The following is a 14903-nucleotide window of genomic DNA, read 5'->3' on the forward strand; positions in this document are numbered from 1 at the left end:
TTCAGTCCTTCGCTCGCAGCCAGCGGCTGACGCGGTTGATCGACAGCACCACGACGACGATGACCGCCGAGGGGGCGTAGACGAGCCAGGGGCTCGACACGAGGTAGTCCTTGCCCGCCGAGACCAGCAGGCCCCAGTCGGATGCCGGGGGCGGGTCGCCGTAGCCGAGGAACGCGAGTCCCGCGATGACCAGGATCGACACCCCGAACTGCAGGACGGCGAGCGACAGCACGGATCGCGAGGCGTTGGGCAGGACGTGCGTCAGCAGCACGTGCAGGCGCGACCCGCCCTGCAGCTGCGCGGCCTCGACGTAGACCGTGCCGCGCACCTTCAGCGCCTCGGAGCGCATCACCCGTGCGAAGACGGCGACGGCCGAGACACCGGTCGCGATGGCGGCGTTGATGGTCTGGAACCCCAGCGAGCTCACGACGACCACGGCGAGCAGGAAGCTCGGGATCGCCAGCAGCACGTCGACGACGCGCGCCGTGAGAACGTCCACGAGGCCGCCGAAGAAGCCCGCGACGAGCCCGAGCAGTCCGCCGACGAGCACGGCGATGCCCACCGCGATCAGGGCGCTCAGCACCGACGAGCGGGTGCCGTAGACCACGCGGGTGAAGACGTCGCGACCGAGGTTGTCGGTGCCGAACCAGTGCGCGAAGCTCGGGGCGAGGAGCTTCTCACTCGTGTCGCCGACGACGGGATCGGACGCGGTGAACACGGAGGGCGCGATCGCCCAGGCGGTGACGATGACGATCACGAGGATTGCCAGGACGACGGCGACCGGGATGCCACGACGTCGAGCGCCGAGCGCGTCCGAACCGGACAGCGCGGGGGTCAGGACAGCGGTCATCGGACGCTCGCTTTCTCGGGAAGCGCCGTGTCCGCGATCGGGGCCGGCACGGCGGTCCGGCGCGGCTGCAGCAGCGACACGCGCGGATCCAGGACGGGGTAGAGCAGGTCGGCGACGAGGTTCACGGCGACGAACACGACCGCGGCCAGCGCGACGATCGCCTGCAGGACGGGGAGGTCCTGGGTCGCCACCGCCGTCTGGACGACGCTGCCGATCCCCGCCCGACCGAAGACCGTCTCGGTGATGAGGGCGCCGCCGAGCAGCTCGCCGACGGTGAGCGCGATGATCGTGACGACCGGGAGCGCCGACGGCTTGAGCAGGTGCGCGAAGAACAGGCGCGCCCGCCCGAGGCCCCGGGCGTAGGCGACGACGGCGTAGTCCTCGCCGAATTCGTGATCGAGCCCGGTGATGAGCACCTGCGCGATCTGCGCCGATACCGGGATACCGAGCGCCACCGCCGCGAAGAACGTGGCCACCGGGCTGTCCGGCTCGATGACCGAGAACAGGCTCAGCTGGAAGGCGAAGACGTTCAGCAGCAGCAGGCCGATCACGAAGTTCGGCACCGAGAGGAACAGGGCCGGAACCGAGCGCAGCACCTGCGCCGCCCGGCGCGGGAGCACCTGGGTGCCGTACGCGAGGGCGAAGGCGAGGACCAGGGCGACGCCCAGCGCCGACGCCGCGAGAGCGAACGTCGACGGCAGGGCGTCCCCCACGATCGTGGCCACCGGCTGGCTGGACCTCAGGGAGACCCCGAGGTCGCCGCGGACGAAGCGCCCCAGCGCCTCGACCAGCTGCACCCAGACCGGGCGGTCCAGTCCGTAGAACTCCACCATCTTCTGGATCTGGTCTTCGGTGAAGCCGTTCTCGGGGTTGCGCAGGGTGCTCGTGAGCGGATCGCCGGGGAGCACGCTGATCACCACGAAGGTCAGCACGTAGGCCAGCAGCACCACGACGACCGCTTGGCCGAGGCGCTTGGCCGCGAAGATCAGATAGGCGGAGTTCATATCGGGAGTCCTACTTCTGCAGGTACGCCGTGGCGTAGTCGGCGATCGCGACGCCGTTGTAGGTGACGCCCTGGAGCTTCGGGCTCTGGACGTAGATGCGCTGCACGATCTGGGTGATCGGCACGAACAGCCCCTGCTGGAGCACGTACGTCTGCAGCTCGTCGACGGCCGCGGCGCGGTCGTCCTTGTCCGTTGCGCGGGCGATGCGGTCGCGGAGACCGTTGAGCGTGGTGTCCGTCTCGCCGAGGCCGAACCAGTCTTCGCCCTTGTTGGCGTTGGTGAGGATGCCGGCGACGGTCCCCACGTCGATGAACGACCGGGTGACCTCGTACAGCGGGGTGTTGGCACCGATCTTGACCTTCTCGCCGAACGTCGCCACGTCGTAGGTCTGGACCGTGACGTCGAAGCCGAGGTCGCCGAGCTGCTGCGAGACCAGTTCGTCGATCGACGCGGACGTGGCGAGGTACGGGTTGGCGTACAGGGTCACCGCCAGGGTCTGCCCGTCCTTGCTGCGCTTGCCGTCGGTTCCCTTGACCCAGCCGGCCTCGTCGAGGAGCGCGGCGGATGCCTCCGGGTCGTACGCGAAGTCGGCGGAGTGGTCGGTCGACTCGGGGACACCGCTCTGGATGAAGCCTTCGGCGGCCTCCCACCCGTCGGTGTAGACGGTGTCGAGGATCTGCTGGCGGTCGATGCCGTGCTGGAGCGCCTGACGCACCTTCACGTCGCCGAACGGAGCGGCCTGCACGTTGACGGCGTACCCGTTGGTGAAGCCCAGGTACCGCGGGAGGCCCGCGACGAAGCCCTTGTCGGTGAGACCGGCGATCTCGCTCGGCTGGACGTTGTAGATGACCTGCGCCTGGTTCGAGCTCAGCGCGCCGATGCGGGTGCTGGACTCCGCGACCTGCTTGTAAGTGAGCGTGTCGAGGTAGGCGGGGCCGGTGTGTCCGAGGGCCGCGGGGCCCCAGTTGTAGTCGGCGCGCTTCTCGAGCACGACGTCGTCGCCGTCGGCCCAGCTCTTGATGGTGAAGGGACCCGAGCCCGAGAAGTTGTCGAGGTCGCCCTGGTCCTGCTTGCTGAGCGCCAGCGTCTTCGGCGAGACGAGGATCGAGCCGTGGTAGCCGAGGGTCGGGATGAACCCGAGCGTCGAGGCGGAGAACGTCACCGTGACGGTCGCGGCGTCGACGGCCGTGGCCTTCTGGTACGTCTTCGGGAACAGGCCGATGGGGGCGATGCCCTTATCCGCGCTGCCGAATGCCCAGTAGTCGAGATTCGCCACGACCGCGGCGGCGTCGAGCGGCGTGCCGTCGGAGAACGTGACGCCCTCCTTCAGGTGCAGCGTGAACTCGGTGGCATCCGTGTTCTGATCCCAGCTCTCGGCAATCCAGGGCGACACCTCGCCCTTGTCGTCGACGTAGACGAGCTTGTCGGTGACCTGGCCCCAGATGTTGCCCTGGTAGCTGGAGATCGAGCTCTCGTTGGGCACCCAGCTGGTGCCGAGCGAATTGATCAGGAAGACGACGTCGCCACCCTCGGTGGGAGCGGCGTCGGTGGGGGCGGCCGCGGTCGTGGAGCCGGCGCAGCCGGCGAGGAGGGTCAGGGACAGGGCGAGGGCGGCGCCGAGGGCGGCACGCCGTCGACGCTTCGGGGATGAGGACATGGCTGTGATCCTTGGTCGGGGACGACCGCCGGGCGCGGTCGGGAACTCTCCAGCGAGTCTCAGCGGGCCGTGGGCGAGCGTCCAACGACGACGACCGATCGGAAACGATCGGTCCTGGTGATGGATGCCGAAACCCCCGGGATCCGCAGGATTCCGGGGGTTTCGAGGTGTGGAGCGTGGATCTTGCGCCGGCGGCGGGGCCGGCGCGCATGACGCCGTGTTGCGTCAGACTCCGAGGACCCGTCGTCCGGCGGTGAGGAGCGCCTGGTCCTCCTGGGGCGGGTGCACGCGCGCGGAGAAGACGTCGCGCAGGTGGCGCTCGAGGGGATTGGTGCGGCTGAGGGCCGGGTTCCCGAGCGCGGCCACGGCCGCCTCGACGGCGGCGATCGCTGAGCGGACGATCAGGACCTTCGCCAGCGGAACGCGCGCGACGGCTTCGGCGTCGCCCGCCACGGCCTTCTCGGTCACTCCGTACAGCAGCGTCTCGGCCTGCACGAGCTGCGCCTCGATCTCGCCCGCGACGGTCTGGATGCGGTCGGTGGTCGCGATCGGACGCCCGAGTCCCGCGGGGACGCGATCGTGGGTGAAACGGGTGAAGAAGTCCTGCGCCGCGCGGGCGACGCCGACGTACAGCGCCGCGTGCGTGAGGCCGAGGGCGCTGGCCTGCGCCGCGGGGTCGCGGTACACCCCCGTGAACGGGATCTCGAGGAAGTGGTCCGCCGGGGACTCGACCCCGTCGTAGACGACGTCGTGGGTGGAGCTGGCCCGCAGGCCCAGGTGGTCCCAGGTCGGGATGATGGTGATGCCGGGCGCGTCACCACGGACGATGAGATGTCCGACCCGCGGCTCGGGGTCGTCTGTCTTCGCCCACACCAGGTGGTAGTCGAGGCCGGTGCTGGCGGTGACGTAGGCCTTGCGTCCGGTCACGGCCCAGCCGTCCGCGGTGCGCCGGACCGTGGTGGCGGGGAGTCCGCCCCGTGCGGGCGCGCCCAACTCGGGCTCGGCGCGGGCGGTGTTGATGGAGACCGGACGCTCCGCGGTCTCGGCGACGACCTTCTCGTACAGGTGAGCCGGCCACACGTCGTGATCGATCTGGGCGACGTGGGTGGCCACGGTGTTCGCGACGATGAGGGCCACGGAGGGGTCGCCGCGACCGATCGCCTGAAGGATGCGGAGCCGCTCGAGGGCGTCGACCTGATCGCCGCCGAAGCGTTCCCCGAGCACCGCGTGGAAGACTCCCGCCCGGTGGACGGCCGCGAGACCGTCGGTGGGGAAGTCGCCGGAACGGTCGTAGCGTTCCGCGGTTTCGGCGACGTCGGCGGTGAGGGCGCCGAGGTCGACGCGCGAGAGGGTCGGAGAGGCAGTCATGCTCCCCATGCTCCGCGCGCGGGGCCGCGGGCGTCCAACAGCGATCCCCGAACCGCACTCATCGGGCATTCCGATGGTCGGGGATCACGCCGATACGGCGTGGATGTGACGTCGGACGGCGAAGAACCCGTCGAGGGATGCCATCGCCGCCTGCTCCACGTCGGGTTCGAGCCCGCGCCGCGTGATGAGCCGCACGAAGATCCGGCCGAGGTCGGGGAAATCGCGGCGCACGACCAGTCCCGCGGGCGCGCGGCCGGCAGTGGGCAGGACCGCGATGCCGAGTCCGGCGCGGGCCGCGGCGATCACGCCCTCGAGGCTTCCGGACTCGGCCGCGATGTCGACGCGGGCGCCGATGTCGCCCAGCTCCTGGAGCGCGCGCTGTCGCATGCCGCACGGCTCGATGTAGGCCACCAGCGGCACGGCCTCGCCGTGCCCGGGCGGCTGCCAGGAGGGCGACGCGTACCAGTTCAGGGGCAGCTCGCCCACCTCGACGCCGGCGACGGTCGAGCCGGTGTCGAGCACGACGGCGAGGTCGATCGTGCCCTTGGTCACGGCATCCGTCATCTTGGTGGAGCGGTCGATGTGGAACTGCACCTGGCGGTCGGGGAACGCACGACGGAGGGTCCCGAGGAGCTCGGGCAGGATCTGCTCGGCCGCCGTCTCGGTGGAACCGACGACGATCGTGCGGGCGCGGGTGACGTCCAGGCGCGCGAGGGCTTCATCGTGGACGGCGAGGATGCGCCGGGCCTCGGCGAGCAGCTTCTCGCCCGCAAGGGTGAATCGGGCGCGCCGACCGTCCCGCTCCACCAGCGGCTGCTGCAGCCGCTTCTCGAGGGAGCGCACGTGCTGACTCACCGTGGGCTGCGACATGTGCAGGGCCACGGCGGCACGACCGAATCCTCCGCACTCGTCGATGGCGACGAACGTGCGGAGTTGGATGATGTCCAGAGTCTCGGCCATTCCTGGACGATAGACGGCCGGATGCCGCCCCCGCTCGGCGGCGGTCACGCGCGTTCACATGGCATCCATCGGGCGCGACGATGAGTGCTCATCACAGACCCGGCATTGCTGACCGCCGGGCGGCCTTCCTAGGCTCGGACGGTGCGCCATCCGACCGGCGCCGCCACGAGGAGTGAGAGATGAGCGACTTCTTCGACCGCGAGGGAGACCGCGCCTACACGCGGGACTACAAGGAGACGACGCCGGACGTGCTGGCCGCGTTCACGGCCTTCAACGACAGCGTGTTCGCCCCGGAGGGGCGCGAGATCCCGCTGAAGTTCCGCGAGCTCATCGCCCTGGCGGTCGGGATCACGACGCAGTGCACCTACTGCATCGACGGTCACTCGCAGGCCGCCGTCCGAGCCGGCGCCTCGAAGGCCGAGCTCGCCGAAGCCGCGTGGGTCGCGACCGCGATCCGCGCCGGCGGCGGGTTCGCGCACGGCCGGCTGGCGTTCAAGCTGTCCGGCATCCACGACGCCGAAGCGGTGCACGCGCATGTCTGACGTCCTCGTCACCGCGACCGAACTGCGCGACGCCCTCGCCGCCGGTCGATTCGCCGACGGCGGTCCGGTCCGGGTGCTCGACGTGCGCTGGCGCCTCGACCGCCCCGACGGACGGCCCGAGTACCTCGCCGGGCACATCCCGGGCGCGCAGTACGTCGACCTCGACCACGACCTCGCCGCGCACGGCGAGCCCACCGAGGGGCGGCATCCGCTTCCGCCCGTCGAGGCGCTGCGGGAGGTCGCTCGGCGCTGGGGCATCGACGACGGCGACACCGTCGTCGTCTACGACGACCTGAAGAACCTCTCGAGCGCGCGCGCCTGGTGGCTACTGCGGTACGCCGGCGTCGCCGACGTGCGCCTGCTCGACGGATCGCTGCGGGCGTGGACCGACGCCGGCTTCGAGGTGGAATCCGGGGATGCCGTCGCCCCCGCGCCGGGATCGGTGACCCTGGCCTACGGCGCTCTGCCGGTGCTGCCGCTCGAGGACGTGCCCGGTTTCGCGGACGGGTCGCTCCTGCTCGACGCGCGCGCCGGGGAACGGTACCGCGGTGAGGTCGAGCCGATCGACCCGCGCGCGGGGCACGTTCCGGGAGCCGTCAGCGCGCCGACCACCGAGAACGTGGGGGCCGACGGGCGGTTCCACGATCCGGAGGCGCTGCGCGAGCGGTTCGCCGCACTCGGTGCCGCCCCGGGGGCCGAGGTCGGCGTGTACTGCGGGTCCGGCGTCACGGCCGCGCACCAGGCGGTGGCGCTCACCCTCGCCGGGTTCATGCCGCGCGTGTTCCTCGGCTCATGGAGCCAGTGGTCGAACCACCCCGAGCTCCCCGTGGCGACCGGTCCCGAGCCGCGCTGACTCAGGTCCAGAGCTCCTCGATCGGCACCGCGCGGCCGAGCACGTTCTCGGCGGCGCGGTGCCCCGACAGCAGCGCGCCGGGGACGGTGGCGGGATCGTCGCCCCACGTCGCTTCGCCGGCGAGGTGCAGGACACCCCCGACGGGTGCGGCGAGGTCGTCGTGGTCGGGGCCGACCGAGCCAGGCTTCATGTAGCTGTACGACCCACGCGAGAACGGGTCGTCCTGCCATCGGGTGACGACGACGCTCTCCGGCTCGGGAATCGCGTCGCCGTACAGGCGGCGCAGCTGCGTCATCGTCGAGGCCGTGATCTCCTCGTCGCTCCAGTGCCGGGTGGCGACCGCTGCGGGACCGGCGGCGAAGGTCAGCAGGGCCGCCTCGTCGTGGATCCGCCCGAGGTCGTACCAGGAGTGCCACCACTCCCCCTCGTCGCCGAACTGACGGATGCCGTAGACCCCGGCATCCCAGAATCTCTCGGGGAAGCGCAGCACGACCTTCTCGAAGGCGTTTGATGCCAGGACCCCGAGCACCCGCTGGTGCGTGTCCGGCAGCGGCGGCGTGATCGTGACGTCACCGGACTGCAGAACGCCGATGGGGAGCGTGACGACGGCGCCGGCACCGTGGAAGGTTCCGTGGTCCGTGGTGACGGTGACGCCCTCACCGGACCAGTCGACGGCCGTGACGACGTGCTCGAGGCGGACGTCGAGACCCTCGGCGAGGTGGGTCGCGAGTTCGTCGTACCCGCGCGGGAAGACCACTTCGTCGCCGTTGACGGTGTCGTCGTCGAGTCCGTGCGCGCCGAGCACCGTCATGTGGACGCCGTACTGCTCCTCGGCGCGGCGGCCGTTGTACTCGCGCACGCGCTGCGCCCGTTCGGGCGCCCAGTCGCGTCCTGCGAGGGCCTCCTCGACGACGTCGGCGTACGTGGCGTCGGGAGCTGACCGGGCGATGATCTCGACGAGGTCGGCGTTCAGGGCGCGGACGTCGGCGGCGAAGGCCTGCACCTCCTCGGGTGCGAGGCGGGCGGCATCCGGACCGAAATAGATCAACGGACGGCTGTCGGGCTGGTACCCGCCGACCGTGAACTCCGCCATCGGCATGCCGAACGCGCGCGCGGCCGCCTCGACGGGACTGTCATCGATGCCGTGGATCCAGGACGCCCCGCGGTCGGTGACGCGGTGCCCGTCGCGCTGCGAGTGGACGCGACCGCCCACTCGGTCGCGGGCCTCCACGACGACGACGCGTTTGCCCTCGCGAGCGAGGAGACGGGCGGCGGACAGACCCGCGATTCCCGCTCCGACGACGACGGTGTCGAACTGCTCCTGCATGACGGCTCCCTCGAGTAGACGACCGTGTCACGAGAGTAGTCCGAGCGGGGGTCTGGCGACGTTAGTGTGAGCGCATGATCCCGTGGGAGAACCTGGTGGCCTTCGCGCTGGCCTCCGTCGTCATCATCGTGATCCCGGGGCCGAGCGTGCTGTTCGTCATCGGCCGGTCCATCGCGCTCGGTCGCCGCGCGGGCGTGCTCAGCGTGGTCGGGAACGCCCTCGGAACGATCCCGGCCGTGCTGGCGGTGGCGTTCGGCGTGGGGGCGATCGTAGCCTCGTCGATCGTGGCCTTCACGGTCATCAAGATCGCCGGCGCGGTGTATCTCGTCTGGCTCGGCATCCAGGCCATTCGGCACCGTCGAGACGCGGCGACAGGTGCCGTCGGCGGCCCCCGATCGTCGTGGACCCTCCTGCGCCAGGGCATCGTCGTCGGCATGACGAACCCGAAGACGATCGCCTTCTTCGTCGCCGTGCTCCCCCAGTTCGTCTCACCCGCGGCGGGACCCGTGTGGGCTCAACTGCTGTTGCTGGGGCTGCTGTTCCAGGTGCTCGCCCTCCTGTGCGACAGCACGTGGGCGCTCGCGGCGGGCACCGCGCGCGAGTGGTTCGCCCGCTCACCGAAGCGCATCGCGGCGCTCTCTGGTGCGGGCGGCGTGATGATGATCGGGCTCGGTGGGACGCTGGCGCTGACGGGCGCGAAAGCGTAGGTCGGGCCCGCCCCTTCCGCTCCGCGAGCAGGAGCGGTCGTACGCCTTCGCGCTTCACCAGGGCGGGACGTCGGATGCCGAGCGCGGGGGCACGTCCGCCGACCCGTCGTCGGGGAGGAATCGCACGCGGGGCGCGGTGGCGTGGGGATCCTGTTCCGTGGACGGGCTTCGTCGGTGAGTGACGCCCGCCGAGGGGTAGGGGTCGGGGGTGTCCGTGTACGTGCGGCCGGTCGGGGAGGTCCATTCCAGGACCCCCGCGTCGCCCTGCCGCACGGTCCATCGAGTGAACTGCTTCTGGGTGTGGTGCCGCTGGCACAGGTGCGCGAGGTTGGACACGCGGGTGGCGCCACCGAGGTGGTGGTCGAGGGTGTGGTCGACCTCGCTCCGGATCGCGGGAGTGATGCATCCCGGCCACCGGCAGTGCCGGTCACGGGCGCGGAGGTGCCGGTCGATCGCGGCGGTGCGCGCGTAGGTGTCGGTGTGCAGCACAGCGCCCGAGACGGGGTGGGTGATGACGCGGTCCCACGGCACGCTCGTCGCGTCCGCCAGATCTCTGGCCAGGGCAGTATCGATGGGGCCGCGCCCCACGAGCTCGGCGGGGGCGGTGGTCTCGCGCGCGGGGTCGAGAACGGTCAGCGCGGGAACCACGATCTGAACGCGGGCACGGATCCTCCCGAGGGTCCCAGGACCGTCGCCGATCCGCGTCGGATCGATCGCGGGATCGGCCGTCAGGAGCATGTCGGCGAACACGTCCGCACGCACCTGGTGCACCGACCGGGTGTCGGGTGCCTTCGCCGAACCGCCCGAGCCGACTGAGCCCCGCGCGGCCGGGCTCCGGGGCGTCGTCGCCCGAGCCGTCGCCGCCTCGTCGGGGCGGGCGTCGACGATCACGCGGGCTTGCTGCGTCAGCCGGTCGAACACCGCCTCGGCCAGCACCGTCGGCAACGTCGCGATCAGATCCGACATCCCCTCCGCCCCGGGCACGATCCGCACACACCGCCCTTCCCGCGCGGCCCGATGACGCTCGGTGATGGTCCGCGGCTGCAACGCCTCGGACGCGATCGTCAGTCGGGACTTCAGACGCCCGGGGCTGGACACCTCACCCGCCAGCGCGGCTGCAAGGGCATCGAACTCGGCCCGTTTCTCCGCGGGGAGCTGCACCCCGACCTCGGCGATCACCCGCACGTGCCGCCGCGACACGGCACCCGCTTCCCACGCGGCCACGACCTTCGGGAACGACTCCACCAGGGTCATCGCCTCGTCCACGTCGCGCTGCACCGCCCGGTCCGACACCCGGCACGCCGCGGCGATCTCGGACGCGACTTCTCGCAGAGCCATCTCCGCCGCACGCCCCGACGCCCGCGTTCTCGACGACGACTCCCGCGCGAATCGTCCTGCCGCCGCCAGAGCACGCACGCGCGCGACCTCGGCCGCCGCGACCACGGCCTCGGCCCGAACGACCTCCGTCACCAGCACCGACAACACTCCCACATCCCCCGACGGGCCTGTGCCTGCGGGCGCACCCGCGAGGGGACCCGTGGCCCCGGGCGGCGGGGCGCCCGCGGACGGTCCGGCCTCCGGTGTTGCGCGGCCGGCCGGCGGTTCGGCATCGCCCTCGGCGGGGCCGGATTGAAACATTCGAAGACATGTTCTAAGAATAGGCCGCGACGCCGACATTCCCCAGGCCAGAGAGCATATCTGTGAACAACTCGCGGCGACCGACGCCTGTGTAGGAGCCGTCGACGCGACGTGGATCCCCCACGGAAGACGTCCCGACGAGTCCCCCGCCACCCGCCCCACGCTCGCGCTCCGGAACGGTCGAACAGGCCGCCGCACGCGCGGCAGTAAGGTCGAACGGCCCGCCGCGTCCTCTCCGTCGTCACCTCCATCGCCGACCGATACGGCACGGTCGTCGGGGTCACCGTCCTGGTGTGCCTCCCCCTCGGCATCCTCGTCGCCGTCCTGCTCGCTCGTCGGAGGATCCGACGCGGATGGTCGCCGCGGTGGGCACGCCGCTCCGCCGCCGCCGAGGTCGGGATGGTGTTCGGGACCGCGCCGTGGGTGTGGATGATCATGACGCCCGCCGGCGGGGCGGGCGGCATCCGTCTCGCGCCGTTCCGAGACCTCGCTGCGGTTCTGTCGGGCGGCGGCGCCGTGATCCAGGTGGTCGGCAACCTGCTGGTGTTCGCCGCACTCGGCGCACTTCTCCCCGTGCGGTTCCGCCTCGGGCCGCCCCCGCTGGTCGTCCCGCTCGTCTTCCTCTTCGCGGCGGCGTGCTCGAGCGTCCTGGAAATCCTCCAGCTCCCCCTCGGGCGCGTCACTTCGACCGACGACGTCCTGGTCAACGCCTTCGGTGCCGCGGTCGCATCGCTGCTCTCGTTCGCCTGGTGGCGGAGTCGCTCGTCACCGCGCGCCGCTCACCCCTGATCGCACCGCGATATCGACGCCCCTCGCCGCCCGAGCCCGCGCGTCTCCGTCGCGCCGCGGCCCGACACCCCGACACCCCGGCACCCCCGGCACCCCGGCGCCCCGGCATCCCGACGCCCCGCCGCCCCGCACCCCGACACCCCGCCGCCCCGCACCCCGACACCCCCATCACCCCGGCATCCGCCGCCGCGGGCCGCCGCGCACCCGCTCGACTCAGTCGACCTCGTCGACCGGAGCCTCTTCGTTCATCGGCACGGGCCGCGCACCGCGGCGGCCGTACCGCACCCAGAAGTAGCCGTAGCAGAGCAGGACGAACGGGATGCCGAAGTACAGCGCCGGAGCCTGATCGGGGTCGAAAGCGATCGCGACGATCGACGCCGTCAGCAGCACGAACGCGAGGATCGGCACCACGGGGTAGAAGGGCGTGTGGAACGGCAGGGTGGCGACGTCTCCCCCGCCGCGGACGAACTGCCGCCGGTGGAAGAACTGCGCGGCGACGATGGACATCCACACCGCGACGGCGGCGAAGCCCGCGATCGAGACCAGCACGAGATACACCGTCTCCGCCGCGATGACGCTCGAGATCAGCGACACCAGTCCGATCCCGAGGCTGACCAGGAGCGCGACGATCGGGATGCCGCGGCGGGTCAGGCGGGTGAACGCGCGCGGGGCGTAACCCTCCTCGGCGAGCGAGAAAAGCATGCGCGCACAGGAATACAGTCCGCTGTTGCCCACCGAGAGGAGGGCCGTGATGACGACGAAGTTCATGATGTCGGCGGCGTACGGGACGCCGACGTACTCGAAGACGTCGACGAACGGGCTCGAGCTGAGGCTCGCCCGGTCGTAGGGCAGCAGGGCCGCGATCACGGTGATCGACAGCACGAACAGCACGAGCAGGCGCAGCACGGTCGACCGCAGGGCGCGCGGGATGTTGCGACCCGGATCCTTCGTCTCGCCCGCGGCCACGCCCACCAGCTCGGCACCGCTGAAGGCGTAGAACACCGCAAGGGAGGTGATCAGGACTCCCCCCAGCCCCGCGGGGAGCACGCCCTCCGGAGTCAGGAAGTTGCTGAGCAGCACGGCCTCGTGCGGTTCCGGCGACAGCGGCGTGAATCCGAAGATCGCCATGCCGCCGAGCACGATGAGCGCGACGATCGCGACCACCTTGATGAGGGCGAACCAGAACTCCGTCTCGCCGAACACCCGGGCCGAGATCGCGTTGAGCGTGAAGAGGACGGCGGCGAAGACCAGGCACCACACCCACACCGCGACATCGGGGAACCATCTCTGCATCAGGATCCCGGATGCCGTGAACTCCGACCCCAGTGCGACCACCCAGCACAGCCAGTACAGCCACGCCGTCGCGAATCCCGTGGCCGGTCCCATCGTGCGGGCCGCATAGACGTGCAGCGACCCCGACACGGGATACACCACCGCGAGCTCGCCGAGGCACACCATCACGAGCCACACCACGAACGCGCCGAGCAGATAGGCGAGCACGGCCCCCAGTGGCCCGGCCTGCTGGATCGTGTACCCCGAGCTGAGGAAGAGTCCCGAGCCGATGACGCCGCCGAGGGCGATCATGACCAGGTGCCTGGCATCCATGGTTCGACGGAGCGTGCGCGGCGGCTCGGCTGTCGCGGCGGCGTCGCGGGGCAGGGGCGACGAACCCGAGGAGGAGGTCATGAGGGGGGAACTCGCAATCGTGGGAGCCGGCGGAGATCACGCGCCGGAGCCGGCGCTTCCAGAGCAGTCACGGCGCAGGCAAGAGTAATGGATGCCGGGTACCCGCGGTCGCGCCGGACTCGGGAGAGCCGCGGTCACGGGGGAACCGGACCGCCGAACGTCGCCGCGTCCCGCCGTGCCCCTCAGCGCCGCCGGCGCCGACCGAACACCGCGAACAGTCCACGCGCGACCATCGCCACGACCGCACCGACTCCCAGCGCCGTCGCGACGATCACGCCCTCCCGGCCCCCGAACTCCCGCGTCGCATCCGGCGCCCGATGATCCGCACCGAGACGGGTCAGGGCGTCGCGCCGCTCCAACCACGGGTCCACCGGCCCGCCGCCGCACGTCTGCACGATGGAGGCCAGGGTACGCACCGAGGGCAGACCGCGACCGAGGAACGCGTCCGAGAGCACGGTGCGCGACACACCGCTCTCGGACTGCAATCGCGAGAGTGTCGGGTTGCCGGCGGACACGCGCAGCAACCGCAGATCGGACGCCAACCGCGCCACGGAGTCCTGGCCTCGAAGTCCTGTCATGCCCTCGCCCCGTCGATCGTTCGGAATCGTGTCGTCGCCGCCTCAGAGGCTCGCGGCGAACTCTCGGATCCATGGCCGAAGTGCAGGTCCCAGATCATCGCGTGCGGAGGCGAGCTGGAGGATCGCCTTGACGTAGTCCACCTTGTCGCCCGTGTCGTAGCGCGCGCCGGAGAAGACCACGCCGTAGACGCCGCCCGCGACCTCCTCGTCACCCTCGGCCGCGATGACCTGGAGGGCGTCGGTCAGTTGGATCTCCCCGCCCTTGCCCGGCGGCGTGTCCTCGAGGACGTCGAAGACGGCGGGCTGCAGCACGTACCGGCCGATCACGGCATAGAGGGAGGGCGCGGTCTGCGCGTCGGGTTTCTCGACGAGACCGGTGACACGGACGACGTCGGCGTCCGCGGTGGGTTCGACGGCCGCGCAGCCGTAGAGGTGGATCTGCTCCGCGGGCACCTCCATCAACGCGATCACCGAGGTGGAACGCTGTTCGGCGACCGCGATCATGCGGGACAGCAACCCTTCGCCCTCGCCGATCAGATCGTCGCCGAGCAGCACCGCGAACGGCTCGTGTCCCACGTGCCGCCGAGCTCGCAGGACGGCGTGGCCGAGGCCGCGCGGCTCGCCCTGCCGGACGAAGTGCACGTCGGCGAGCGTGGAGGAGCGTTGCACGTGCTCGAGCTTGACGGCGTCATTCTTGGTGGAGAGGGTGTGCTCCAGCTCCGGAACCGCGTCGAAGTGGTTGCTGATGGCGTTCTTGTTGCGTCCGATGATGACCAGGACGTCATCGAGCGCGGCCGCGACGGCCTCTTCGACCACGTGCTGCAACGCGGGCTTGTCGACGACCGGCAGCATCTCCTTCGGGATGGCTTTGGTCGCCGGCAGGAATCGGGTGCCGAGTCCAGCGGCGGGAATGACGGCCTTCGTGATCATGGTGTGGCCTCTCG

The 14903-nt window shown here is 71.1% G+C and carries 14 protein-coding genes; 4 read left to right on the forward strand and 10 right to left on the reverse strand.

Annotation, left to right across the window (positions count from 1 at the left end; genetic code table 11):
- Position 1: 1 nt before the first annotated feature.
- The 5 genes from CSIV_RS16765 to CSIV_RS16785 all read right to left on the reverse strand — a co-directional run bounded on the left by CSIV_RS16765 (position 2) and on the right by CSIV_RS16785 (position 5839).
- Complete coding sequence (locus CSIV_RS16765) at positions 2-850, reverse strand: ABC transporter permease (RefSeq protein ID WP_077052442.1); 849 nt, start codon at positions 848-850, stop codon at positions 2-4.
- Complete coding sequence (locus CSIV_RS16770) at positions 847-1854, reverse strand: ABC transporter permease (protein WP_077052443.1); 1008 nt, start codon at positions 1852-1854, stop codon at positions 847-849. The genes CSIV_RS16765 and CSIV_RS16770 overlap by 4 nt, the downstream gene beginning before the upstream one ends.
- A 10-nt stretch (positions 1855-1864) precedes the next feature.
- Positions 1865-3511 carry an ABC transporter substrate-binding protein gene (locus CSIV_RS16775; protein ID WP_077052444.1) on the reverse strand — a complete coding sequence of 549 codons (1647 nt, stop codon included), beginning with the start codon at positions 3509-3511 and terminating at the stop codon, positions 1865-1867.
- Positions 3512-3736: 225 nt separating this feature from the next.
- Entirely contained in the window at positions 3737-4879 is a 1143-nt protein-coding gene (locus CSIV_RS16780; protein ID WP_237488631.1) for an acyl-CoA dehydrogenase family protein, read from the reverse strand.
- 84 nt (positions 4880-4963) lie between these two features.
- Complete coding sequence (locus CSIV_RS16785) at positions 4964-5839, reverse strand: LysR family transcriptional regulator (RefSeq protein WP_077052446.1); 876 nt, start codon at positions 5837-5839, stop codon at positions 4964-4966.
- A gap of 179 nt (positions 5840-6018) precedes the next feature.
- On the opposite strand from CSIV_RS16785, the gene CSIV_RS16790 reads away from it, so the two are divergent.
- Together CSIV_RS16790 and CSIV_RS16795 are read left to right on the forward strand one after the other, a co-directional pair.
- Complete coding sequence (locus tag CSIV_RS16790) at positions 6019-6381, forward strand: carboxymuconolactone decarboxylase family protein (protein ID WP_076495178.1); 363 nt, start codon at positions 6019-6021, stop codon at positions 6379-6381.
- The gene (locus tag CSIV_RS16795; protein WP_077052447.1) at positions 6374-7234 is read left to right on the forward strand and encodes a sulfurtransferase; all 861 of its coding nucleotides are present in this window, start codon (positions 6374-6376) and stop codon (positions 7232-7234) included. Before CSIV_RS16790 ends, CSIV_RS16795 begins: the two co-directional genes overlap by 8 nt.
- Position 7235: 1 nt before the next feature.
- Here CSIV_RS16795 and CSIV_RS16800 read toward each other — a convergent pair whose 3' ends face one another.
- A complete protein-coding gene (locus tag CSIV_RS16800) occupies positions 7236-8561 on the reverse strand; it encodes a flavin monoamine oxidase family protein (RefSeq protein WP_077052448.1) in 1326 nt (441 codons plus the stop codon).
- Positions 8562-8635: 74 nt separating this feature from the next.
- Between CSIV_RS16800 and CSIV_RS16805 the strand changes: the two genes are divergently transcribed.
- On the forward strand, positions 8636-9268 hold the full coding sequence (locus CSIV_RS16805; protein WP_077052449.1) for a LysE family translocator: 633 nt from the start codon (positions 8636-8638) through the stop codon (positions 9266-9268).
- Positions 9269-9322: 54 nt separating this feature from the next.
- Here the strand turns inward: CSIV_RS16805 and CSIV_RS16810 are convergent, their stop codons facing one another.
- A complete protein-coding gene (locus CSIV_RS16810; RefSeq protein WP_077052450.1) occupies positions 9323-10753 on the reverse strand; it encodes an HNH endonuclease in 1431 nt (476 codons plus the stop codon).
- Positions 10754-11197: 444 nt separating this feature from the next.
- On the opposite strand from CSIV_RS16810, the gene CSIV_RS16815 reads away from it, so the two are divergent.
- On the forward strand, positions 11198-11695 hold the full coding sequence (locus tag CSIV_RS16815; protein ID WP_202400781.1) for a VanZ family protein: 498 nt from the start codon (positions 11198-11200) through the stop codon (positions 11693-11695).
- Positions 11696-11908: 213 nt separating this feature from the next.
- Here CSIV_RS16815 and CSIV_RS16820 read toward each other — a convergent pair whose 3' ends face one another.
- The 3 genes from CSIV_RS16820 to CSIV_RS16830 all read right to left on the reverse strand — a co-directional run bounded on the left by CSIV_RS16820 (position 11909) and on the right by CSIV_RS16830 (position 14889).
- Positions 11909-13381, reverse strand: a complete 1473-nt coding sequence (locus tag CSIV_RS16820; protein WP_077052452.1) for an amino acid permease — start codon at positions 13379-13381, stop codon at positions 11909-11911.
- Between the two features lie 182 nt (positions 13382-13563).
- Positions 13564-13959 carry a hypothetical protein gene (locus tag CSIV_RS16825; RefSeq protein WP_139340745.1) on the reverse strand — a complete coding sequence of 132 codons (396 nt, stop codon included), beginning with the start codon at positions 13957-13959 and terminating at the stop codon, positions 13564-13566.
- A 42-nt stretch (positions 13960-14001) separates the two neighbouring features.
- On the reverse strand, positions 14002-14889 hold the full coding sequence (locus CSIV_RS16830; protein WP_077052454.1) for a UTP--glucose-1-phosphate uridylyltransferase: 888 nt from the start codon (positions 14887-14889) through the stop codon (positions 14002-14004).
- Positions 14890-14903: the final 14 nt, after the last annotated feature.

This window comes from Microbacterium sp. CSI-V, from assembly GCF_001984105.1.
Taxonomy (GTDB): Bacteria; Actinomycetota; Actinomycetes; order Actinomycetales; family Microbacteriaceae; genus Microbacterium.

Coding starts and splice junctions, on each gene's coding strand:
- CSIV_RS16765 (WP_077052442.1), bottom strand. CDS start 850: ATGACCGCTGTCCTGACCCCCGCGCTGTCCGGTTCGGACGCGCTCGGC.
- CSIV_RS16770 (WP_077052443.1), bottom strand. CDS start 1,854: ATGAACTCCGCCTATCTGATCTTCGCGGCCAAGCGCCTCGGCCAAGCG.
- CSIV_RS16775 (WP_077052444.1), bottom strand. CDS start 3,511: ATGTCCTCATCCCCGAAGCGTCGACGGCGTGCCGCCCTCGGCGCCGCC.
- CSIV_RS16780 (WP_237488631.1), bottom strand. CDS start 4,879: ATGACTGCCTCTCCGACCCTCTCGCGCGTCGACCTCGGCGCCCTCACC.
- CSIV_RS16785 (WP_077052446.1), bottom strand. CDS start 5,839: ATGGCCGAGACTCTGGACATCATCCAACTCCGCACGTTCGTCGCCATC.
- CSIV_RS16790 (WP_076495178.1), top strand. CDS start 6,019: ATGAGCGACTTCTTCGACCGCGAGGGAGACCGCGCCTACACGCGGGAC.
- CSIV_RS16795 (WP_077052447.1), top strand. CDS start 6,374: ATGTCTGACGTCCTCGTCACCGCGACCGAACTGCGCGACGCCCTCGCC.
- CSIV_RS16800 (WP_077052448.1), bottom strand. CDS start 8,561: ATGCAGGAGCAGTTCGACACCGTCGTCGTCGGAGCGGGAATCGCGGGT.
- CSIV_RS16805 (WP_077052449.1), top strand. CDS start 8,636: ATGATCCCGTGGGAGAACCTGGTGGCCTTCGCGCTGGCCTCCGTCGTC.
- CSIV_RS16820 (WP_077052452.1), bottom strand. CDS start 13,381: ATGACCTCCTCCTCGGGTTCGTCGCCCCTGCCCCGCGACGCCGCCGCG.
- CSIV_RS16825 (WP_139340745.1), bottom strand. CDS start 13,959: ATGACAGGACTTCGAGGCCAGGACTCCGTGGCGCGGTTGGCGTCCGAT.
- CSIV_RS16830 (WP_077052454.1), bottom strand. CDS start 14,889: ATGATCACGAAGGCCGTCATTCCCGCCGCTGGACTCGGCACCCGATTC.